Genomic DNA, 24,061 nt, shown 5'->3' on the forward strand with positions numbered 1-24,061 from the left:
GGAATCATTCTTAAAGAAAAATATGAAATCGAAATTAATTGTAACTGTTTGTATCCTGTTTTGTCATTCACTTTTTGCGCAGGTTGCTAAACTGGAAAGTCCTGACAAGTCTATCGTACTAAATGTATTCTTATCAGCTTCAGGTAAAATTCAATACAGCATAAAAAAATCCGGAACCAGCATTATTGAACCTTCGGCTTTAGGTGTAACGATGAAGGGCCATGATTTTACACAAGGCATGAAGTTGTTGACGACATCAAAACCGGTGCGTATAACAGACAGTTACCAAACGAAGAATGCAAAAAAAAGCAGCATTGTTTACCAGGCCAATCAACTGGTACTGTCTTTTACAAATGAAGAAAAGAAAAAAATGGACATCATTTTCCGGTTGTCAAACGATGGTGTTGCTTTCCGGTATTCTTTTCTCTGGATAAAAAATATGGAGACAATTATTGGAGAACATTCCTCTTTTACATTTAATAAAAATGCTAAAGCCTGGCTGCAACCAATGAGTGAAGCAAAAACAGGTTGGCAAAAAGTTCATCCATCTTATGAAGAACATTACTTGCAGGATATTCCTGCTGGCACAGTGTCGCCATTAAAATCAGGTTGGATGTACCCGGCTTTATTTAAAACAAATAATACTTGGATGCTGATTACAGAAGCAGCACTTGATGGTGCTTACTGTGGTACAAGATTAATTAACGACTCTGCTTCGTCTGTTTATTCAATTGGCTTTGCCGATCCCAGGGAAGTGTTTACAGGTGGCGGTTATTTACCAATTAATGATAAGCCCTGGCTTACACCATGGCGCATTATAACAATTGGCAGTTTGAAAACAATTGCCGAATCAACACTAGGTACTGATTTGGCTCCGAAAGCTATCAACATAGACCAATCATTTATTAAACCCGGCAAAGCATCGTGGAGCTGGATCAACAGCAAGGATGACAATATCATTTTCAGTGAACAAAAAAAATATATTGACTATGCTGCTGACATGCATTGGCAATATTGCCTGGTGGATGCAGACTGGGACAGGAAGATTGGATATGATAGTATAAAAATTCTGAGTGACTACGCTGCTAAAAAAAATGTTGCGTTGCTGTTGTGGTATAATTCTGCAGGAGATTGGAACACGGTAACCTATACGCCAAAAGATAAATTGCTGAAGAAAGAAGGAAGGGAAAAAGAATTCAGTCGTATCAAGGCAATGGGTATTAAAGGTGTAAAGATTGATTTCTTCGGTGGCGATGGGCAAAGCATGATTCAATACTACATTGACATTTTGAATGATGCTGCAAAATACAAGCTGCTTGTAAATTTTCACGGTGCCACATTACCAAGAGGATGGCAAAAAACATATCCTCATCTTATGACAGCCGAAGCCATATATGGAATGGAGATGGTAACGTTTGATCAGAGTGCAGCCGATAAGCAAGCCAACCATTGTGCTATGTTGCCATTTACGAGAAACGCATTCGACCCAATGGATTTTACACCTATGAATCTTACAGGACTTACATCATCTAAGTGTACAAGGAAAACAACGCCGGCATTTGAATTGGCTCTTTCAGTTTTATTCTTATCTGGTATACAACATTATGCTCAGGCACCGGAAGGGATGGCGAATGTTCCAAATGATGTAAAACTCTTTTTGAGAACAATTCCTGATTATTGGGATGATGTAAAATTTTTGGACGGCTATCCGGGGAAATATGTCGTTATCGCAAGACGAAGTGGTAACCGTTGGTACATAGCAGGTATAAATGGCACAACAGACGAGAAGAAATTGCGTGTTGACCTTACTGCATTTAAGAAAAGCAAGGCAACTCTTTTTACAGATGGTGAAAAGGGAGTACTGTTTTCAAAAACAGAAATGAACACACTCAAAAATAAGAACGTGGATATTACATTAAATGGAAATGCTGGATTTGTAATGATTCTTGAATGATTTCACTGAAAGTATAAACTTCATTTAATAAATTGAATAAAAAACACTTTTGCTGCGCCAGTAACGCTTTGTACATTATTTGTGCAAAACGTCATTGCAACCGGTCAATTTCAGTGCATATAAACAGACCTTACTAAATTGAATTCTGTATAAATATTTCAATATGATGATACGCAATTTCATTTATGGAGTTATTCTTTCTTTTTTTTCAATCGGCAATAGTTATACCCAACTAAAAGCTCCTGCAGCTTTTGGCCCCATTCCAACTGAAAATCAAATGCGGTGGCAGGAGATGGAGTTTTATGCATTTGTCCATTTTTCATTGAACACTTACACCGATCAATCGTGGGGATTTGGCAATGAAGATATCAACCTCTTTAATCCTGAAAAATTAGATTGCCGGCAGTGGGCACGTATCTGCAAACAGTCTGGAATGAAAGGAATTATCATTACAGCAAAACATCACAGCGGCTTTTGTCTTTGGCCTTCGAAGTACACAGAGTACTGTGTTAAAAATGCACCGTGGAAAAATGGCAAGGGCGATGTGGTTCGTGAAATGGCTGAAGCATGTAAAGAATATGGTTTGAAACTCGGCATCTATTTATCGCCATGGGATAGAAATCATCCTGATTATGGAAAGCCTGAATATATTACCTATTTCAGAAATCAACTTACAGAACTGCTCAGCAACTATGGCCCCATTTTCGAAATATGGTTTGATGGTGCTAACGGTGGCACAGGTTATTATGGTGGTGCAAATGAAGAACGGAAAATTGACCGCACCACATATTACGACTGGAGCAATACCTATAAACTGATCAGAAAGCTGCAACCAAAAATTGTAATTTGGAACGATGGTGGAGACAGAGCTGATTTGCGTTGGGTGGGAACAGAAGGAGGTTGGGTTGGTGAAACAAACTGGAGTTTATTGAATGCTAAAGGCGATGTGCCTTTTAATATGTTGCACTATGGTGTGGAGAACGGAGATTCATGGGTGCCTGCTGAAGTAAATACATCCATCAGGCCCGAATGGTTTTATCATCCAAGTGAAAATGAACGGGTAAAAACAGTGCCGCAGTTAATGGAAACGTATTACAATTCTATTGGGCGAAACGGCACGTTGCTCCTCAATTTTCCAATAGACACAAGAGGATTAATTCATGAGAATGATGAGAATGCTGCTCTTTCATTTGCTGATGAAGTAAAAAAAGCATTTGCTGTAAACCTTGCCTTAAATAAAAAAGTAATTGTAACAAATGTGCGGGGCAATGCAAAGCAATTTGCTGCAGCAATGACAGTTGATGGAAATAAAAATAGTTACTGGGCAACGGATGATAAAATAAAAACAGCATCATTAACAATAGACCTTGGTAAGCGAACAACATTCAATCGCTTTTTGGTACAGGAATATATTCGTTTGGGACAGCGTGTTAAATCGTTTACAGTAGAAGCTTTTGTTGATGGTAACTGGAAAGAACTGGCAAAAGCAACAACTATTGGCTACAAACGCATCCTTCTTTTCCCAAGTATAACGGCAACAAAAGTTCGCTTCAGTATTACCGATGCTAAAAGTTGCCCGATAATTTCAAATATTGGCATTTATAATGCACCACAAATCCTGGAAGCACCAACAGTTATCAGGAATCAGCGTGGCGAAATACATATCATAGCAGCCGATAAAGAATCAGAACTGTATTATACTTTGGATGGAAGTGTTCCTAACCCGAAATCAAAAAAATATACAGGCCCTTTTGTAACAGATGGGAAGATTCAAGTAAACGCAATTGCTTATGAACCGGCATCAGGCAAAATCGGTCCTGTAACAAATGAAAAATTTGATATTCCAAGAAAGAACTGGAAACTGGTTGGCATTGAAGATGAAAAAGCAACTGCTGTTCTGGATGGTGATCCATCTACCACATGGCATCAAAACAAAGACAATAAACTGCCGGTTGATTTTGTAATTGATTTGGGTAAAGAGGAATCGTTGAGCGGATTCAGATATCTGCCTGACCAGGGTTTATGGAATCCCGGAATCATCAACCATTACCAATTTTATATTTCGAATGATAACATAGAATGGAAGTTAATTGATGAAGGAGAATTTTCTAACATTAAAAACAACCCTTTATGGCAGATCAAAAAATTTCCTGTTAACATGGCCCGTTATATTAAGCTGAGAGCGTTAAAAAATACAGAAGGTAACAACAATACAGGATACGCTGAAGTAGCTGTAATTACGAATGATTAATAGTTCAACAGTAACATGTGATAAAAGGCAAGAATAAAAATTCTTAACACATTAAAGATCAAAAAACAGGATGGTGAAAGAAAAAAGTATAGTCTAGTAAGGAGCGGCCATTGCAATAAAATGAAATGTCTCTTTGACACAATACCTGGCCTGGCTAACACTTACAAAAGTCAATTATTAGTTTATTGGATAAATCAACTCGTTTTGCTTTTTATACTCACCCGGTGTAAGACTGGTAACCTTCTTGAAGATTTTTGAAAAATAGGGAACATTTTCAAACCCGGTTTCTTCAGCTATTTTACTAAGCGATAAACTTGTAGTTGCAATTAAATACTGGGCACGTTCAATTCTTTTCTCGTGTAAATAATTCAAGGGACGTTCTCCGGTTGATTGAAAAAATAATCTTGAAAAATAATCGTGCTGCAGATTCGCTCTTTTAGCCAGGTCAGCTACAGTTATATTCTTTTTCAGATTTAGCTGGATATGCCTGATGGCATCAAGTATCTTTGATGGGATCGGATTCGAATTACTGGACTTGAAATGGTCAGAACTTAAGAAACGTGAAATAAGTTGCAGCATGATCCCTTGTGTCTCAAAGTAAACAGCATCACTTACGATATTATTCAGCTCCTGGTAGCTTTTATAGTAAGCATTTTTTTCGTAATCTTTCGGGTTGTCCGAACGGTTAATACCTCTGCCGGGATTTATTTCCAGTAATCTTTTAAAGTTTACAATATCTGTTTTGCCAGCAGGTACTTTTATGATCTTTCTGTTGTATTCAAAAGCTGAAATACCCTCTGCTGACTCTTCGAAAAAATGAAGGAAGTATTGGCTTAAATAATCGTTACAACGTAAATGGCACAATGTAAAGCTGGGGATAATGTATAAATATCCTTTTTCCAGTTTAAGTTTTTCCTGTCTGCTTGAAATAAATCCTTCGCCATCATCTATATAATAAATCCGGAAATAGGGACTGATCACATTGGCATAATTCCATTGTTCATTGAGCTTAACATGGTTCACATGCAGCAATGAAAAATTATGTCGCAGTAATCTTTTGCTCATCAGCAAAGTTATTTAAAACTTAAAAAAAGTCGGATTTGTATAAAACAAAGTCTTATTCATTGAATGACCGGATGAAAGATAGGGAATAGATTTGTTATTGAGATACTTAGCTCACACATCATACACTTGCCATAGTTATGAATACTGCATTTCCGCAAAACGCAACAACTACAGCGGCTTCCAAAACAGGCTTTCCATTTATTTTAGTGACTTCCCTGTTTTTTTTATGGGGTTTTTCCAACAATCTGAACCCGATCCTGATCCCCCATTTAAAAAAATCATTTACGCTTACCACTACGCAATCAACCTTGGTTGATTTTGCCGTTTACATCGCCTATTTTCTTATGGCATTGCCCGCTGGTTATGTCATGAAACGTTTTGGATATAAGATTGGCATCATAGCAGGCTTACTTTTTTTTGCAATAGGTGCATTTTTATTTATCCCGGCTGCAAATACACAATCTTATGCATTTTTCCTTGTGGCGCTGTTTGTAATTGCCTGCGGGTTGGGTTTTCTTGAAACGGCAGCAAATCCTTATGCGGCAGCATTGGGTACTCCTGAAACAAGTACGCAACGGTTAAATCTTGCGCAATCGTTTAATGGATTGGCTGCTGCGCTGGCACCTGTTATTGGAGCACGGGTGATTCTTACAAAGGGCTATACCAATGAACAATTAAATGCCATGACCAGTGAAGCAAAGAAAATTGCATTGGCATCCGAAGCATCATCCGTTAAAACACCCTATTTGATTTTAGGTACTGTGTTGTTATTAATCGCTTTTGCGTTTGCGCTCACTAAACTTCCCAAAATCCAGCATAAAGAAACAGGAAGACAAAAGAGCCAGAACATATTTCATGCATTCAAACATAAACACCTCACATGGGCAGTAGTTGCACAATTTTTTTATGTAGGAGCACAGGTCTGTGTATTCAGTTTATTCATATTGTATGCTACTAAGTCGGCATCTGTAAGTGAAGTAAAAGCTGCGGATTATTTAGGCGCATGTGGTATCGCTTTTTTGACCGGTCGCTTCCTAGGCACCTTTCTAATGAAATATATTAAACCAAGTAATCTGCTGGCTATTTACGCTTTCATCAACATATTATTATGCATAGTTGCTATTGCAGGGCATGGCATAACAACGGTGTATGCTGTAATTCTTATTTGCTTTTTTATGTCCATTATGTTCCCAACCATTTTTGCATTAGGCATTAGCGATTTGGGTGGAGATACAGAGTACGGCAGCAGCTTGGTGATCATGTCTATTGTTGGTGGTGCAGTTTTGCCACAGGCATTTGGATGGATCAGTGATGCCACGGGGAATATACAGTTAGGATATATTGTACCATTAGTGTGTTTTGTAATTGTTGCCTGGTTTGGCTGGAGAGGTTTCAAGGTGGTCAATACGGAAAATAAAATGCTGTAACATTCCACAATACAAAGTTGAACTATAAAATTGACGATAATGCTAGTAAAAGATCAGGCGAATAAAGACAATAAGACTACTCCTGTTCTGCCGCCGGTAATTTTTGGAACAAGTGGGCTTGGAAATTTATTTGTTGTACTAACAGAGGAAGAGAAGCTGGATATTATTGAAGAATGTATCCGGCTGAGTAAAGGAAAAGTTGTTTTTGATTCTGCTGGAAAGTATGGAGCCGGACTTGCTCTTGAAACGCTTGGTAAACTTTTAAAGCAGTTAAACATTTCCAAAGAAGATGTTATCATAAGTAATAAGCTGGGATGGTTACGAACCGAATTAAAAACTGCTGAACCTACATTTGAACCTGGTGTGTGGAAAGATTTGAAACATGATGCAGTACAAAAGATCAGCTATGATGGGATCATGGAATGTTTCGAACAAGGTAATGAGCTTTTGAATGGATACAATCCCCAAATGGTTTCGGTGCATGACCCCGATGAATATATGGCTTCATCAAAAGGCTATCCTCAATCCCAAAAATTGTATGAAGATATTCTCGATGCTTATGAAGCATTGTATGATCTGAAGAAAGAAGGAAAAGTACAGTCTGTTGGTGTGGGTGCAAAAGACTGGAAAATGGTAAAACGGATTGCAGGGGATGTTGAATTAGATTGGATTATGATTGCAAATAGCATGACCATTAAAAGGCATCCAAAAGAACTATTGGATTTTATAGAAGAGATGAATAGCAAAGGTATTTCTGTTATTAACTCCGCAGTGTTTCATTCCGGTTTTTTGGTAGGCAGCGATTATTTTGATTACCAATTAGTAAAACCGGGCATTGCTGAAAACGATACATTGCTGAAATGGAGAGAAGACTTTTTTAACACATGCCGCCAATTCAATGTAAAGCCTGCTGAAGCCTGTGTTCAGTTTGCATACAATGTTCCCGGAGTAAAAAGTATTGCATTAAATACCACTCATGCACATCGTGTACAATCGAACCTTCAAATGATTGACGCACATATTCCGGTGGAATTTTGGAGCGAATTAAAGAACAAAAACTTAATTGAAGTAGATTTTGTTTCCAACTTCAACAACCAATTCAAAAAAGAATCAATAGAGCAAAAATGAAAACGTTGGTTTGTACAATTCCGGGAGAGTTAGAGTATAAAGAAAGCGAAATGCCTGCATTAAAACCAGGACATGCCATCATAAAGATCAAACGTATTGGTATTTGCGGAACAGATCTGCATGCTTTTGAAGGAACGCAACCGTTTTTTGAATATCCACGCATTTTAGGTCACGAGCTTTCAGGCGAATTGATTGCAGTTGATGACGCTTTTGATTTTGAAATTGGTGAAGCAGTTACATTTATTCCTTACTTCTATTGTGGAAAATGCATTGCCTGCAGAAAGGGAAAACAAAATGCATGTGTGAATATAAAAGTGTGTGGCGTGCACCAGCATGGAGGTATGGCAGAATATCTCTCAGTGCCTTCTTATTCGTTGATTCACGGCGAGGGGTTGAGTTTTGATGAACTGGCTCTTGTTGAACCTTTGGCAATTGGTGCACACGGAGTTAGGAGAGCCGGGGTAATGAAAGATGAGTTTGTTTTGATCATCGGTGCGGGCCCAATTGGCTTGGGAACAATTGAGTTTGCACGCATCGCAGGAGGGAAAGTTATCGTTCTCGATGTTAATAACAACCGCTTGAAGTTTTGCAAAGAGAAATTGCATGTTGAGTACACGATTAATGCACTTGAGGCTGATGTGATGGAGCAGTTAATGAAAATTACAAATGCATCAATGCCAACTGTTGTCATTGATGCCACTGGAAATTTAAATGCTATTAATAATGCTTTTCAATACATGGCACATGGAGCAAGATTTGTTTTAATCGGGTTGCAGAAAGGACAAATTAGTTTTAGCCATCCTGAATTTCATAAAAGGGAAGCAACACTCATGAGCAGCAGGAACGCTACACGGAAAGATTTTGAACATGTCATTTCGTGTATGAAACGAAAAGAAGTAGATCCTACTACGTACATCACCCATCGTGTATTATTTGAGCAGGTGAAAGAGGAATTTGAAGGATGGCTTAACCCGGCTAAAGCCGTTATAAAAGCAATGGTTGAGATGAACTGATCAGTTTCTCAACATCTGATTAATCAATTAAAGAGTAAATTTAATAATATGAAAAAATATTGCCTGGCTGTTGACTTAATAGATAATCCTGATTTGATTGCCGAATATGAAGAGTGGCACAAAAAAGAAAATACATGGCCCGTAATTACGAAAAGCATTACCGATTCAGGTATCAACAACATGGAGATTTACAGAACAGGTAACAGGCTGTTCATGATCATTGAAACAGATGATGGTTTCAGTTTCGAACGCAAAGCAGCCATGGATAATGGTAGTCCCAAAGTGCAGGAGTGGGAGCAACTGATGTGGAAATTTCAACAACCATTGGCATGGGCAAAGAAGGGAGAGAAATGGATTTTAATGGATAAGATCTTTCAATTGTAATTACATACTCACAGTATTATACTAAACTCACAACTTATAAAAAATGAAACGCAGAACATTAATAAAAGGCATGGCAGCAGCATTGCCTTCATTGTGGTTATCACGTGCATTGGGTAATGATTTTTTACAAGCAGAAAAAATAAGTGAATCATTTATAAAAGGGCCATTCAAACCAACCTGGGAATCATTACAGAATTATAAAACTCCCGATTGGTTTCGTGATGCAAAGTTTGGCATGTGGGCACATTGGGGGCCACAATGCCAGCCCGAAGCCGGTGACTGGTATGCAAGAAATATGTACGAAGAAGGATCATGGCAATATAAAATTCATCTACAGAAATATGGTCATCCTTCAAAGTTTGGATTTAAAGATGTGATCAACGAATGGAAAGCTGAAAAATGGGATCCGGAAGAATTAGTGAGTTTGTATAAAAATGCCGGTGCAAAATATTTCATGGCAATGGCTAACCATCATGATAATTTTGATTTATACAACAGCAAATACCAAAAACATTGGAACTCTACCAAAATTGGCCCAAAGAAAGACCTGATTGGAGGTTGGGCAAAAGCAGCTAAAAATAATGGACTTCCCTTTGGAGTAAGTATTCATGCATCCCATGCATGGATGTGGTATGAGTACGCTCAGCTTGCTGACAAGAATGGAGAACTGGCTGGTGTGCCTTATGATGGCAAACTCACCAAAGCAGATGGAAAAGGAAAATGGTGGGAAGGTCTTGATCCGCAGGAACTGTATGCACAAAACCATGAGTTAAGTAAGGGCTATAACTGGGAGTGGAAAGAAGGAATCATCACACCGCCTTCAAAAGAGTATTGTACTAAATTTTACAATCGTACAATTGATCTCATCAACAAATATGATCCAGATGTGATTTATTTTGATGATTCGCAATTACCATTATGGCCTGTTAGTGATGTAGGCTTACGCATTGCTGCTCACGTGTACAATAAAAGCATTAAAGAACATGGAGAACTTCGTGCTGTGATCAATGGAAAAATTTTAGATGAAAATCAACGCAAGGCAATGGTGTGGGATATTGAACGGGGACAAGCAAACGATATTCAACCATTACCATGGCAAACCGATACCTGTATTGGTGGCTGGCATTATGATCGTGGATTGTATGAACGTAATGGTTACAAAACAGCAGCAACTGTTATTCAAACTTTGGTTGACATTGTTAGCAAGAACGGCAACCTTATGTTGAACATCCCTGTTCGTGCCGATGGCAGTATTGATGAAAAAGAAAGGAAGATTGTGGAGCAAATAGGTGAGTGGATGAAAGTAAACAGCGAAAGTATTTACAGCACAAGGCCATGGAAAATATTTGGCGAAGGACCAGCACAACAAACTTCGGCAAAGCTCGACGGACCAGGATTTAATGAAGGAAAAGCAAAGCCATTTACCCATGAAGACATTCGCTTTAATGTGAAAGGAAACCATCTTTATGCCACTGCAATGGGATGGCCGGAAAATGGGAAGCTGCTTATAAAAAGTTTAGCCAGCAATAGCTTATATCATATTCCCGGCATTCAGAAAATTGAACTGTTGGGAATGAAGGAACCATTATCTTTTGAATTTAATGGGCAAGGGCTCTCTATAACTCTACCCCAAAAGAACAGCAATCTACTGGCGCATGTTTTCAAAATAACACATAAATAATTATGAAAAGTTAATTATAACAAGCTATGCTTTAAGGATTTTAAAATCAGGATGTTTCAACGGCAAGAGAGATTTGAGTGAATAAAATCAGATAGATTGGGGGATGATAAATTTATTATAGAAATTATTGCGTTCTGTTGTAATTAGATGACATGGAAAATTCAGTAATACAGGCCATTTTGTTACCTTGATGCTCTATTTCAGATAGAAATTGAACAGGATATTAAACTGTGCTGTAAAAAATGCCAGGGTTAAACTTGATGTGATGCGTTTTATAATTTCGATAATTGTATTCTTACAATCGCTTTCGGTTTTTGCTCAAAGTGAGCAATATAATTTTTATAAACTCGATACCTATACTGGTCTTTCGCATAACCAGGTTACTGCCATACTAAAAGATCAGGATGGATTCTTATGGTTTGGCACCTTATCTGGTCTCAACCGTTATGATGGTTATTCCTGCAGGGTATTTCGTAAAAACTATAATGACAGTTCATCGCTCCCCGATAACAGTGTTGAATCACTTTATGAGCTTCCCGATGGAAAGATATGGGTATTGACTGGGGGAGGGACTTGTATTTATAATTCCTATACTGAAAAATTCGATCCTGATTATAATAACTATTTGCAATCTCTTGGTCTTCCTTCCGGTGCTATCAGCAAGGTTGTAAAAGGAAACAGTGGCCGGTATTGGTTTTTGTATAATAATCTGGACATATTCCTTTATTCAAGCACCGATAAGAAAGCAAAACCTTTCAGACAGAATTTCAGTAATCAAAACCTGGAAAAAATCACATCCATTAAAGAAACGAAAGACGAAAAATTGTGGATTGTATATGAGAATGGATTTTTGCAACAGTATGATCCTAAATTAAACAAGATCATTTTCAACAGTACCACTCTGCAAAACCTGAATAAAGGAATCAATTTATATAATTTGTTTATCGACAGAGATGGAGATATTTGGCTTTGGGCTGTCAATACCGGAGCTTTTCTTTTTCAGCCAAAATTTAATTCAGTCAGGCAGTTTAATGAAAATTCATTCCCGTCAAAACTGAATACAAACCTGGTAACCGAAATTGTACAGGATAACAATGGTTTGATCTGGGTGGCTACTGACCATGGCGGTGTAAACCTCATCAATAAAAAAAATAACTTCAGCAGCAGTTACCTGGTGAATGATCTCAAAAACCCACGGAGCCTTAGTCAAAATAGCGTACGAACAATGTATAAGGATGACAACGGAATCATCTGGCTGGGAACTTATAAACAGGGGGTAAATTATTTAAACAGCAACATTGTATTATTTCCGCTTTATCGTCACCAGGAATCGAATGTAAAGAGCCTTCCTTATGATGATGTCAATAAGTTTGTTGAAGATAAGGCTGGTAATCTATGGATTGGCACCAATGGTGGAGGATTGATTTTTTTCGACAGGAAGCAAAATACGTTCAAACAATTCCTGCACGATCCAAACAATAAAAACAGCCTTAGCAATAATGTAATTGTAAGCTTGTGGATGGATCATGAGAATGTTCTCTGGATTGGAACATACTTCGGCGGCCTTAACAGCTTTGATGGAAAGAAGTTTACACACTACCGGCATAGCGATAGCGATTCCTTAAGTTTATCAAATGATAACATCTGGGAGATATTTGAAGACAGGCAAAACAATCTATGGATAGGTACACTTGGGGGAGGGTTAGATCGTTTTGACAGAAAGGCAAACAGGTTTGAACACACTCAATATAACGGAACCCAATATCCTTTACCATCAAATTACATTTCTTCTATCCTGCAGGATAAGGAGGGCAATTTATGGGTTGGCACTTCTGGTGGATTAACAGTTTTTAAAAAAAATAAAACCGAAACATTTTCTTTTCAGCAAACCGGTGATAAAAGTAGTTTAAGCAATGACAATGTTATTTGTCTTTTGGAAGACAGCAAAGGAAAGATTTGGGTAGGAACACGGGAAGGGTTGAATTTTTTTAATGAACAAACAAAGGAGTTCCAAAAATTTACTACAGCAGATGGGTTACCAGATAATATAATTTTGAATATACTGGAAGATAAACACCACACACTTTGGATTTCCACACCAAACGGATTATGTAATGCTATTCCACAACAAACCAAAAACGGTATTGCATTTTCTGTTATTAGTTATGATGTAACGAACAACCTGCAAAACCGTGAATTCAACGACAACGCTGCACTTAAAACACGGGCAGGCGAATTGATCTTCGGCGGGCCTTCCGGGTTTAATATTATTAATCCCGATAAAATTCAAAAAACGGCTTATCGCACAAAAATTGTTTTTACGGGTTTGCAGATTTTAAATAACAATGTTGAGCCGGGCGAATTGATCAATAACCGGGTTTTGTTGAAACAATCGTTATCGCAACTGCAAAGTATTGATCTGAAGTACAAAGAAAATGTATTCACAATTGAATTTGCTTCTTTGGATTTTGGGCACAGTGCCGGTAATAAATACGCATACATGCTGAAAGGTTTTAACTCAGACTGGTTGTATGCCGATGGCACACAGCGAAGAGTAACGTTTACCAATCTCAATCCCGGAAAATATACGCTTAAAGTAAAGGTTTTAAATCATGATGGTGTTTGGAGTGATGAAAAAAGTTTGCAGATCAACATTCATCCACCATTTTGGCGAACCAATATTGCATACATGATTTATGTGTTGATCCTGGCTGGTTTGTTATTCCTTGCCCGGCGAATTACTATTGACAGAATTCACATGCGGTATGAAGTGCAACATCAACGAAGGGAAGCAGAAAGGGCACATACACTTGATCAGTTAAAAACAAAATTTTTCACAAACGTAAGTCATGAGTTTCGTACACCTTTGAGCCTGATCATTTCTCCGTTAGACAAGATCATTAAACAGGCAACAGATGAAGAACAGAAAAAGCAATTGAATCTTGTGCAGCGTAATGCAAAACGATTACTCAGCCTGGTAAACCAATTGCTCGATTTCAGAAAAATGGAAGTGCAGGAAATAAAATTGCATCCTGCCATTGGCGATATTATCGGGTTTAGCAAAGACATCTGCGAATCATTTATGGATATCGCTGAAAAAAAGAATATACAGTTATCATTCTCTTCTGATCTTGACAGCCTTGAAATTTATTTTGATAAGGATAAAATTGAAAAGATTTTATTCAATCTGCTTTCAAATGCGTTTAAATACACACATGATAATGGCATGGTGAGCCTTAACATGGCGTATACCCCTCATGGAACAAATGATGAAGATGGAACACTGTCAATTGAAATAAAAGATAACGGCATAGGAATTCCTGCAGGCATGGAGGAAAAAATATTTGAACGATTCTTTCAAACAGATGTTCCTGAAAGTATGGTGAACCAGGGAACCGGTATTGGCCTGGCAATAACAAAAGAATTTGTGAGGTTACACAACGGTATCATTACCGTAAAAAGTGAACCGGAGCAGGGCACCTGTTTTACAGTTTTGCTGCCGGCAAAAAAGATTCATCATACTCCTGAGCGCACTGCAATGACTACTGCTCAGTTGGAAGATGCAGAACAAACAATGCTGGAAGAAAGCCAAAAGGTCAGCAGGAAAAAAACAATCCTGATGGTGGAAGACAATGAAGACATCCGCTTTTATTTAAAAGACAATTTAAAAGCAAATTATAAAGTTGAAGAGGCTGTAAACGGAAAAGAAGGCTGGGAAAAAATCAAACATCTGAACCCCGACCTTGTTGTGAGCGATATTATGATGCCTTTGATGGATGGAGTTGAACTGGCACGGAAAATAAAAACCGAAACGCTTACAGCACATATCCCGGTTATTCTGCTTACTGCTATGGGAAGCGAGGAAAAACAGCTGGAGGGTTTAAAGGCGGGTGTGAATGATTATATCACCAAACCTTTCACGTTTGAGATACTGGCTTCACGTATCAAAAATTTGCTGGCACAGCAGGAATTGCTGCAAAAAAGATTTCAAAAGCAAATTGAGGTTAACCCGGCGGAAGTAACGATCACCTCAGTTGACGAAAAATTTCTAAAGCAAGCACTGGAACTTATTGAAAAAAACATGGATAAGCCTGAGTTTTCGGTAGAAGATTTCAGCCGTGATATGTTTATGAACCGTGTTACGCTGTACAGAAAAATTCTTTCAATCACCGGTAAAACGCCCATTGAATTTATCCGTTCGATACGGATGAAAAGGGCTGCACAACTGCTGGAAAAAAGTGGCATGTCAATTGCCGAAATTGCATACGAGGTGGGTTTCAACAATCCAAAAAACTTCACAAAAGCCTTTAAGGAAGAATTTAAAATACTGCCTTCACAATATGTTGCCAACAAAAAAGACAAGGACTTTTAACGCCAAAACAGCTTCCGTTTTCGTTGAAAACGACTTTTATGCCCACTGAGTGAATGCGTTTAAATACAACTGCAAAAAGTATTGCACATTCCCTTGTTTCAAAAAAAAACATTCTGAAAATCATCTACTTGCAACATTTTGTACCCTAGTCTGCAACATTTGAGCAACCTGCTTGAGTAACCACCAACGTAATTTTATTGAACGATTTCAAGTGAAAGATTGCTGTTATGAAAATTCGATTGCCATTTCTATATTTTTCAGTCTCTCTCAATTCAAAGCTATGTTGGCTTTGTTTCTCCTTTCATTCAAATCATAAGACGGTGTTATCGCTTTTACTCGTGCAAAGTTTATCAGCACAGCAAATGGTCTTTGTGCGGGAAAAAGCTTTTTGGTATCAAAAACAATAACAAGAAAAACCAATCTATCCATTCAATAATAAATATGCAAGTATGAACCATTCCAAAACGATTCGCTTAATGTCACTGCTGCTATCGGGAATTCTTTCTGTATTCCTGGTGAGCACAAATCTGTGCGCACAAACAACAAAAGTTAGTGGCACAATTATCAATCAGCGTACTGCCGAACCTGTGGCAGGAGCAACAGTTACCGTGAAAAACACCAATCGCTCTGCAAGCGCAGATAACGCAGGAAAGTTTACGATTGATGCATCTGCCGGTGAAGTACTGGTTATTACTTCTGTTGGCTACATTTCTAAAGAAGCAACAGTTGGAGCCGGCTCATTAAGTATTCAACTGCAGGAAGCCGACAACAAATTGGAAGAGGTTGTTGTGATTGGTTACGGCACCCAAAAGAAAAAGTTGGTTACCGGTGCTAATTTGCAGGTAAAAGGTGAGGATATTCAAAAGCAAAACACCACCAGCGCTTTGCATGCTATGCAAGGCCAGGCGCCAGGTGTGCAAATCACCTCCTCATCAGGACAGCCTGGCTCAGGATTCAATATCGTTATTCGGGGTAAAGGCACCATTGGCAATTTCGGGCCATTGGTTGTGGTTGACGGAGTTCAGGGTGTTAATATAAATTCTATTAACCCTGCCGACATTGAATCCGTTGATGTTTTAAAAGATGCAGCTTCTGCCGCCATTTATGGTTCACAAGCTGCTAATGGTGTAATCCTTATTACAACAAGAACAGGAAGACAAAATCAAAAAGCACAAATTACGCTGGATGTTTTTTACGGCGTTCAGAATCTTTCATGGAAAGCTCCGCTGTTAAATTCAAAGGAGTATGCCATTATTATGAATGAGCAGGCACTCAACTCAGGTAAATCACCTTATTTCACCAATGATGAAATTAATAACCTGCCGGTGAGTACCGATTGGCTTGGTCAGATGTTTGCAAATAATGTTCCTACTCAAAACTATGTATTGAGTGTAAATGGTGGTAACGCTGGTTCTGTTTATTCCACATCACTTGGCTATACCGGCCAGGGCGGCATTGTAGGTGGCCCGCCCATTTCCAATTACGAACGTTACACATTTAAGATAAACACAGAGCATAGATTATATAAGGATATTGTAAGACTTGGACAACATCTTACAATCAACAATGTAAACAGTCATGGCATTGCAACAGGAGGTCAATACAGTAACTCACTGCGTTCTGCGTTTTCAACCACGCCATTTTTGCCAATGTATGATTCAGCCGGAAATTTCTTCAGATCAGATGATAAGCCGTGGAATCCCGGACAGGTAGGCGATCCGCAGTGGGATAACAGCGTATCGAATCCATACGCTTCAATGGTTTACAATTCTAATAACAGAAACAGTGGTCAGAATCTTTTTGGCGATGCATATTTACAAATTGAACCCATTAAAGGTTTGAAACTTCGTACAAGTGTTGGGCTTAATTACTGGAGCAATAAAAGTCATGGTTTCAGACCGGTGTACCAACTTTCCATTTTTGATATGAATGATACATCTACCGTTTTCCAGTCAATGGGTAGCGGCAGAACAATTCAGTTTGATAATACAATAAGTTACGATTTCAGGGTTGCAAAAAATCACAGCTTCAATGTAATGGGCGGTACTACCGCTATCAATACAATGGGTTCCAGCCTGTCTGGTTCCAACTGGGATTTACGTGTTGTAGATATGGAACATGCTTATCTTGACGTTGCTCAAAACAGAGCTCCGGAATCAAATCATCTTAGTGCAAGCGGTGCTCCGTTTGAAGATGCGTTGCTTTCTTATTTCGGAAGGGTGCAATATAACTTCAATGAAAAATATTTATTCAATGCTACTTTCCGTGCCGATGGTTCTTCCAAGTTTGCACCGGATCATCGTTGGGGTTATTTTCCTTCCGTTTCTGCTGGCTGGGTTGCTTCAAGGGAAAATTTTATGCAGAACATTAGCTGGTTAAATTTCCTGAAGCTTCGTGCAAGCTGGGGCCGTGTAGGTAATCAAAGTGTTCCTGCTTACCAGTTCCTGTCGCCTATCAGTTTTAACCAGGCGGGTTATGTATTCGGAAATGCTGAAGGCATTAATACTCCGGGCGCCTATCCCAGTCGCTTAGCTAATCCAAACGTAAAATGGGAAACATCAGAGCAAACAAATATTGGATTTGATGCCACACTTATAAGAGGATTGAACGTTGCATTTGACTTTTATATTAAAGAAACAAAAGACTGGTTGATAACAGCACCAATTCTTGCCACAGCAGGAGCAGATGCTCCATTGATCAACGGTGGTGATGTAAAAAATACAGGTGTTGAACTGGCTCTTAACTATCGCAATACAATCGGTAAAAACCTGAGTTATTCAATTGGGGTGAATGGTTCGTATAATAAAAACAAAATCGGCAACATTCCAACCAATGATCATATTATACATGGTAATACCAATGTTTTGTTTGCCAACTCGCTTGAGTTTTACAGGGCCCAAAACGGTTTGCCTGTTGGTTATTTCTGGGGTTTGAAAACAGCAGGTATTTTTCAAACAGAAGCAGAAGTTCTTTCGTATAAAAACAAAAGTGGTAAAGTTATTCAGCCCGAAGCTAAACCCGGTGATTTGCGTTATGCTGATTTGAATGATGATGGTGTAATTGACAACAAAGACAGAACAATGATTGGCAATCCCAATCCTGATCTCGTTTTTGGTTTCAATGTATCACTTGAATATAAAGGCTTTGATCTTATGGTGCAGGGATCGGGTGTAGCTGGTAATGAATTGGTAAAATCATGGAGAGGCCCAGGAGGCCGTGGCAATTACACTGCTGAAATTTTAGATCGCTGGACTGGGCCCGGCACATCAAACAAAATTCCAAGAGTAACAGAAGAAGGAGCTAACTGGGCGCAGTTCTCTGACCTGTACATTTACGATGGCAGCTTCGTACGCATCAACACCATTACATTGGGTTATGATTTAGCACGCATCGTAAAGAAAAATTACCTGAGTAAAGTAAGAATATACGCTTCTGTATTAAATGCTTTCACCTTCACAAAGTATAACGGACTGGATCCTGAAGTTGGACACAATGAAGGTTTCTCTACAGGAGTAGATGTGGGCTATTATCCAAGACCGCGAACAATGATGGTTGGCGCAAACATTCGTTTTTAATTAAAAAACTAAATGAACATGAAACGAAGTATGGTAAAGCTTTCATTAGTAAAATAAAATGCAATGAAAAGTTTATCATGCAAAGTTCCATCTCACAAACAGTAAAATAAAAAATTACTCACATGAAAAAACTAAAACTATATATACCTGTCATCGCTTTGTTATCGCTGACGGCCTGCAAAAAAAGTTTTCTGGATACAGAAGATGTAACAAATGCCACAGAGCAAAACTTTTATAAAACCCCATCGGATGCCTATAAAGCATTAGTGGGGGTGTATGATGGATTGCAACGTGCAGGTTCATCTGGCTCCGGGTTGGCTGTTGTTGCAACTGAGGTCTTGTCAGATAATGCATTTGGTGCTACAGGAAATGCCGACGGGTTTGGTTTTCAGATGATGGACGAGTTTGATAAACTCCGTTCACCTTCTGACCAGGACATGTTTAGTGACAACTGGACTGTTTATTACAAGGCTATTTATCGTGCTAATATGTTGCTGAAAAATCTTGACCAGGTAAATTGGAATGGCAACGATAATCTGCGTAAGGTATATGAATCAGAAGCAAGATTTATACGGGCCTACCTGTATTTTGATATGGTAAGATTTTGGGGCAATATTCCATTGATTAAAGCGCCAACAACTGAAAACGTGCCGCAGGCAAATCCTGATGAAGTGTATAAGCTGATTGCTGAAGATTTGAAATTTGCAGTTGCCAATCTCCCCGCCACAAGTTATGCTTCACAAGCTCCTGCAACTTATGGAAGGGTCACTAAATGGGCAGCCGAAGCATTGATTGGCCGTGTATTTTTATATTATACCGGCTATTATGGTAAACCTGATCTGGTTGGTCTTGTGTCGAAAGCCGAAGCATTAGCTGCACTTGAAGATGTTATTAGTAACGGAGGTTTTGGTCTTGTTGAAAATTTCGCCAACCTGTGGCCTGCTGCATCGCTTAATAATTATGTTGGAGAAAATAATAAGGAAACTGTTTTTAGTATCCGCTATACTTATACCAGCGATTGGAATGGCAATGTTGATGGCAATCATTGGATGGTAATGATGGGCATACGTGTCCAGTCCATTTATCCTTATGGGCTTGGTTGGGGAGGCGGCACTGTAAATCCAAAACTCTGGAATGCATACAGTGTAAATGATACAAGACGCAATGCTTCTATTATTTCAATTGACGGAGAAAGCCTCGACTTCAAAAACAAAAAAGATCAAAGAGAATATACAGGATACTATACAAAAAAGTATACCCCAATGGCCGATGCGGCAGGTGCAAGTCTTGCTGAGAAAATGGGTGGCGTAAGTTTTATGATTGGACAATTCCAGGATTTTGTTTCCATCCGTTATGCAGATGTTTTATTGATGGCAGCAGAGTTAGGATCACCTAATGCTCAAACATACTTCGATGATGTACGCAAGAGAGCTTATGGTACCAACTTTGTTCAAACACCCGTAAACCAGGCTAATATTCTGGATGAAAGAAGATTTGAGTTTGCCGGGGAAGGAGTTCGTTACTGGGATCTGCTTCGCCAGGGCATAAATGTCGCATCATCAACCATTGCAGAAACAGTGACACTTGAAAATGGTGGTGTGGCTACAGTGAAGACAATTTCAGCATCAAAGATCATTGAAACAAAAGGGTTGTCTCAAATTCCTTATTCACAAATCACTTTGTCTAACGGCGTATTAAAACAAAACGCAGGTTGGTAATTGTTTTAATTATTTAAAATTAATAACATGAAAAAATTCATTCACTCTACAATAGCAGTTTGCATATTAATCATCCTGTTTTCAGGATGCAGACCTGAAAAAATTGAACTTGGTCCTGCGTTAGATAAAGCGGCATTGAAATTTACAGTAAGTCCGAGCGCTAATAACCCCAATGACATCGTTCTTAAAAGCCTTACTCCTAATGCGACTCCTTATTGGGTATCGCCATCAGGAAATTCAATCAGGATGACAGACACGATAAACATTCCTTTTCCCGGTACTTATACCATTAAGTATGCGGTTCAAAGTCGTGGCGGTCTTGTATATGCCGATCCTGTAACAGTAACGATCAATTCAATTGATCAGAACACAGTGAGTCAACCTATGTGGATTGCACTGACAGGAGGATTGGGACAATCAAAAACATGGGTTTTGGATCTGGATGCAAACGCTGTAAGTAAATTTTTTGATGGGCCTTTTTACTTTGGTGGTACAGGATGGGAATGGGCTCCTAAATTTAGCGATATACCCTGGGCCGGAGTTTCAGCAGGCGATTATGGTACTATGACTTTTGATTTGATTGGTGATGCAAATTTTACAGCTGATAATAAAATGTTTCCTGACCTCTCAGGCACTGGTAAATTTATGTTGTACTCAACTTCAAATGAGTTACAAACAATCGGCGCCCAGGTATTACACGATAAAGCACAGGGTGGCCAGGTTGCCAACTGGAACGCAAAAATGCTGATCAAAACACTTACCGACAGTACCATGCAACTTATTGCTAAAAAAAATGCGAACGAATGGCTCATCTATAATTATATAACAAAGCATTATTACGATACACATTAAAGCTGTTTAAAAAATTAGCACTGTTGTCATAACTAAGGTTATGGCAACAGTGTTAATCATATTTTGATAATGATCGGGAATAGCGAAATCTATTACTTCATTTAAAATTTACAAGTTTCTCATATAGCAGACATCGATGGTCTGTGAGTGTTGAACGAAAGTGAAATCACCCTGCAGGCCTTATTTTCTCACCGTAAGTGGTTTATGACCATCAAACCGGTGCGGCAAATAGAATCGTACACGGGTCTATTTCTATAGTGCCCGTCTTTTTTACATGTTTAGATCATGTGGTCGGTTAAATTCTGAAGAAGCATAAGCAGATGAATAAACAAAAGAATAAAGATTAGATGCTTTGAAGTATGCGCATGTGCTATTTTTTATAGAGCACATAAAAATGCTGCCGGAAAAAAAATCAACGGGCTATTGGCATAGCAATGATAGATAACCTGTGGGGCAACTGGTAAAACCCAATGCCCCTGCAGGTCTTTTTTAAATGAGTTGCAACATTTGTGTAAACGTTTTAACTACATGTATATTCTTGTTTTTGGATTATGAAAAAAGCTGTAACGGTATTTCTGGCAATCTTAGCAGTTGCTGTATTAAATGTAAAAGCACAAGAGCCAAACATATTCTTCACGGAAAAAGACCTGATTACAACAGGCATCTATTATTATCCTGAACATTGGAAAGAAAGCCAGTGGGAACGGGATATTAAGAAGATATCAGAAATGGGTTTTGAATTTGTACACCTTGCTGAATTTGCCTGGTTTAAAATGGAACCCGAAGAAGGAAAATTCAATTTTACATGGCTTGATAAAGTGGTGAGCCTTTGCACAAAGTATCACCTGAAAGTACTCCTTTGTACACCTTCTGCAACCACGCCTACATGGATGCGTATAAATTATCCTGAAACATTCAGCATGGATGGTCATTATATCCGTGCTGAAAACGGAACAAGGGGATTAGCTTCTATCGTAAATCAAAAGTATCGGAATTACGTTCGCAGAATAGTAACGGAAATGGCGAAACGCTACGGAAAAAATCCAAATGTTCTCGGATGGCAAATAGATAATGAGCCAGGCGCCATTTCTGATTACAGTCCTTCATCGCAGCAAGCATTCAGAACCTGGTTAAAAAATAAATACAAAACCATTGATGCATTAAATGCAGCATGGGGAGCAGCTTTCTGGAGCCAATGGTTCACTAATTTCAACCAGGTAATTATACCTAATACAAACTTAGTAGGGTGGTGGGGCAATAACCCGCATGCTTTACTTGATTTTAAACGATACGCTGCAGATGCGCAGGCAGAACTACTCGACTTCCAGGCAAACACATTAAGAAACTACATTTCAAAAGATCAATACATCACAACTAATTACACGGCAGTTTCAACCGGTGCCGATGCCATGCGTACGAAGAAACTAGACTTTGCTACCTATACTTCTTATCCTAACGGAGGCAGCGATAACCTCGGCAACCTGGGATTCAGAATAGGTAATAGCAGATCAATATTGTTTGCTGCGGATTATTATAAATCATTAAGTGGCGTATCAGGCGTAATGGAAATTCAACCTGGCCCGGTTAATTGGGGAAGCTATAATCCACTGTTGTTGCCAGGTACAGTACGCATGTGGTTGTATCACACGTTTGCAGCCGGTGGAAAACTTGCATGTTCATATCGTTTTCGTCAAATCATTTATAGTGCAGAACAGTACCATTCAGGTATTATACAAACAGATGGAGTAACACCATCACCAGGTGGAGAAGATTATATGCAGTTCGTGAAAGAAATTAAGGAACTGCGAAAACAATATAAGCCTGGTGCAGGCATGCCAGAAAAATTAACTGCACGATCAACTGCTATTGTTTGGAATCTTGAAAATTACTGGACGATTGAAAGACAAAAGCAGACTTACCAGTGGGACGCATGGAATTATCCAATAAAGTTTGTTGAAATAGCTAAGTCATTTGGAGCTCCTGTTGATATCATACCTGAAACAGCAGATTTGTCGAAATACAAGTTTGTTATTATACCGGCGTATGAAATGGTTGATGATGCTTTGGTGAAAAAGTGGAGCGAGTATGCATCAAACGGAGGCCATTTAATTATTACTTGTCGCACTGCTACCAAAAACCGTATGGGTCATTTCTGGGAAGCAGAAACCGCAGCACCTGTAACAACACTCATTGGCGCTAAAGTGAAAGCAACTGATATGCTTTCCAATCATACACAAGGCGATATTGTGATGAACTCAACACATTACAAGTGGAACAACTGGGCCGATTTGCTTGTGGCTGATGAAAACACAGAAACAGTTGCCACTTACGATAACCAGTTTTATAAAGGAAAAGCTGCGGTAGTAAAACGAAAGCTTGGTAAAGGTACTGTAACATACATAGGTGTTGATACAGATGATTCAAAACTTGAAAAAAATGTGATGCGTAAAATATTTACCGATGCAAATGCAAGCACTGAAAATTATCCTGAAGGTGTTTATGTGTATTGGCGTGATGGATTTTATGTTGCTGTAAACTATTCGTCTGAAAATTACACAATGAATATTCCCGTAACAGGTAAAATTTTAATTGGCGAAAAAGTACTGAAGCCTGCCGGAGTACTGGTATGGAGTGAATAGTT

General features: G+C 38.7%; 13 protein-coding genes. 12 read left to right on the forward strand and 1 reads right to left on the reverse strand.

Features of this window, described 5'->3' with window-relative positions; all coding sequences use genetic code 11:
* Positions 1-22: 22 nt before the first annotated feature.
* A complete protein-coding gene (locus VK159_RS14945) occupies positions 23-1,954 on the forward strand; it encodes a glycoside hydrolase family 97 protein (RefSeq protein WP_324230962.1) in 1,932 nt (643 codons plus the stop codon).
* 163 nt (positions 1,955-2,117) lie between these two features.
* On the forward strand, positions 2,118-4,205 hold the full coding sequence (locus tag VK159_RS14950; protein ID WP_324230963.1) for an alpha-L-fucosidase: 2,088 nt from the start codon (positions 2,118-2,120) through the stop codon (positions 4,203-4,205).
* Positions 4,206-4,382: 177 nt separating this feature from the next.
* On the opposite strand, the gene VK159_RS14955 is transcribed toward VK159_RS14950, so the two are convergent.
* Entirely contained in the window at positions 4,383-5,270 is an 888-nt protein-coding gene (locus VK159_RS14955; protein WP_324230964.1) for an AraC family transcriptional regulator, read from the reverse strand.
* A 137-nt stretch (positions 5,271-5,407) separates the two neighbouring features.
* Here VK159_RS14955 and fucP point away from each other — a divergent pair, with 137 nt between their 5' ends.
* From fucP to VK159_RS15005, 10 genes are all read left to right on the forward strand, one after another.
* Positions 5,408-6,697 (forward strand): L-fucose:H+ symporter permease, encoded by a 1,290-nt coding sequence (fucP, locus tag VK159_RS14960; RefSeq protein WP_324230965.1) that lies wholly within the window; start codon positions 5,408-5,410, stop codon positions 6,695-6,697.
* 39 nt (positions 6,698-6,736) lie between these two features.
* The gene (locus VK159_RS14965) at positions 6,737-7,825 is read left to right on the forward strand and encodes an aldo/keto reductase (protein WP_324230966.1); all 1,089 of its coding nucleotides are present in this window, start codon (positions 6,737-6,739) and stop codon (positions 7,823-7,825) included.
* A complete protein-coding gene (locus VK159_RS14970; RefSeq protein ID WP_324230967.1) occupies positions 7,822-8,838 on the forward strand; it encodes a zinc-binding alcohol dehydrogenase family protein in 1,017 nt (338 codons plus the stop codon). Before VK159_RS14965 ends, VK159_RS14970 begins: the two co-directional genes overlap by 4 nt.
* 48 nt (positions 8,839-8,886) lie before the next feature.
* Positions 8,887-9,222 (forward strand): L-rhamnose mutarotase, encoded by a 336-nt coding sequence (locus VK159_RS14975; protein WP_324230968.1) that lies wholly within the window; start codon positions 8,887-8,889, stop codon positions 9,220-9,222.
* Between the two features lie 43 nt (positions 9,223-9,265).
* Positions 9,266-10,903 (forward strand): alpha-L-fucosidase, encoded by a 1,638-nt coding sequence (locus VK159_RS14980; RefSeq protein WP_324230969.1) that lies wholly within the window; start codon positions 9,266-9,268, stop codon positions 10,901-10,903.
* Between the two features lie 265 nt (positions 10,904-11,168).
* Positions 11,169-15,275, forward strand: coding sequence for a hybrid sensor histidine kinase/response regulator transcription factor (locus VK159_RS14985; protein WP_324230970.1), 4,107 nt, complete (start codon positions 11,169-11,171; stop codon positions 15,273-15,275).
* Positions 15,276-15,724: 449 nt separating this feature from the next.
* Positions 15,725-18,850 (forward strand): TonB-dependent receptor, encoded by a 3,126-nt coding sequence (locus tag VK159_RS14990; RefSeq protein ID WP_324230971.1) that lies wholly within the window; start codon positions 15,725-15,727, stop codon positions 18,848-18,850.
* Between the two features lie 122 nt (positions 18,851-18,972).
* On the forward strand, positions 18,973-20,568 hold the full coding sequence (locus tag VK159_RS14995; RefSeq protein WP_324230972.1) for a RagB/SusD family nutrient uptake outer membrane protein: 1,596 nt from the start codon (positions 18,973-18,975) through the stop codon (positions 20,566-20,568).
* 27 nt (positions 20,569-20,595) lie between these two features.
* On the forward strand, positions 20,596-21,420 hold the full coding sequence (locus tag VK159_RS15000) for a hypothetical protein (RefSeq protein ID WP_324230973.1): 825 nt from the start codon (positions 20,596-20,598) through the stop codon (positions 21,418-21,420).
* 551 nt (positions 21,421-21,971) lie between these two features.
* Complete coding sequence (locus tag VK159_RS15005) at positions 21,972-24,059, forward strand: beta-galactosidase (RefSeq protein WP_324230974.1); 2,088 nt, start codon at positions 21,972-21,974, stop codon at positions 24,057-24,059.
* Positions 24,060-24,061: the final 2 nt, after the last annotated feature.

This window comes from Lacibacter sp., assembly GCF_035299325.1.
Lineage (GTDB): Bacteria > Bacteroidota > Bacteroidia > Chitinophagales > Chitinophagaceae > Lacibacter.

Coding starts and splice junctions, on each gene's coding strand:
- VK159_RS14970 (WP_324230967.1), top strand. CDS start 7,822: ATGAAAACGTTGGTTTGTACAATTCCGGGAGAGTTAGAGTATAAAGAA.
- VK159_RS15000 (WP_324230973.1), top strand. CDS start 20,596: ATGAAAAAATTCATTCACTCTACAATAGCAGTTTGCATATTAATCATC.
- fucP (WP_324230965.1), top strand. CDS start 5,408: ATGAATACTGCATTTCCGCAAAACGCAACAACTACAGCGGCTTCCAAA.
- VK159_RS14980 (WP_324230969.1), top strand. CDS start 9,266: ATGAAACGCAGAACATTAATAAAAGGCATGGCAGCAGCATTGCCTTCA.
- VK159_RS14990 (WP_324230971.1), top strand. CDS start 15,725: ATGAACCATTCCAAAACGATTCGCTTAATGTCACTGCTGCTATCGGGA.
- VK159_RS14950 (WP_324230963.1), top strand. CDS start 2,118: ATGATGATACGCAATTTCATTTATGGAGTTATTCTTTCTTTTTTTTCA.
- VK159_RS14945 (WP_324230962.1), top strand. CDS start 23: ATGAAATCGAAATTAATTGTAACTGTTTGTATCCTGTTTTGTCATTCA.
- VK159_RS14955 (WP_324230964.1), bottom strand. CDS start 5,270: ATGAGCAAAAGATTACTGCGACATAATTTTTCATTGCTGCATGTGAAC.
- VK159_RS15005 (WP_324230974.1), top strand. CDS start 21,972: ATGAAAAAAGCTGTAACGGTATTTCTGGCAATCTTAGCAGTTGCTGTA.
- VK159_RS14985 (WP_324230970.1), top strand. CDS start 11,169: ATGCGTTTTATAATTTCGATAATTGTATTCTTACAATCGCTTTCGGTT.
- VK159_RS14965 (WP_324230966.1), top strand. CDS start 6,737: ATGCTAGTAAAAGATCAGGCGAATAAAGACAATAAGACTACTCCTGTT.
- VK159_RS14995 (WP_324230972.1), top strand. CDS start 18,973: ATGAAAAAACTAAAACTATATATACCTGTCATCGCTTTGTTATCGCTG.
- VK159_RS14975 (WP_324230968.1), top strand. CDS start 8,887: ATGAAAAAATATTGCCTGGCTGTTGACTTAATAGATAATCCTGATTTG.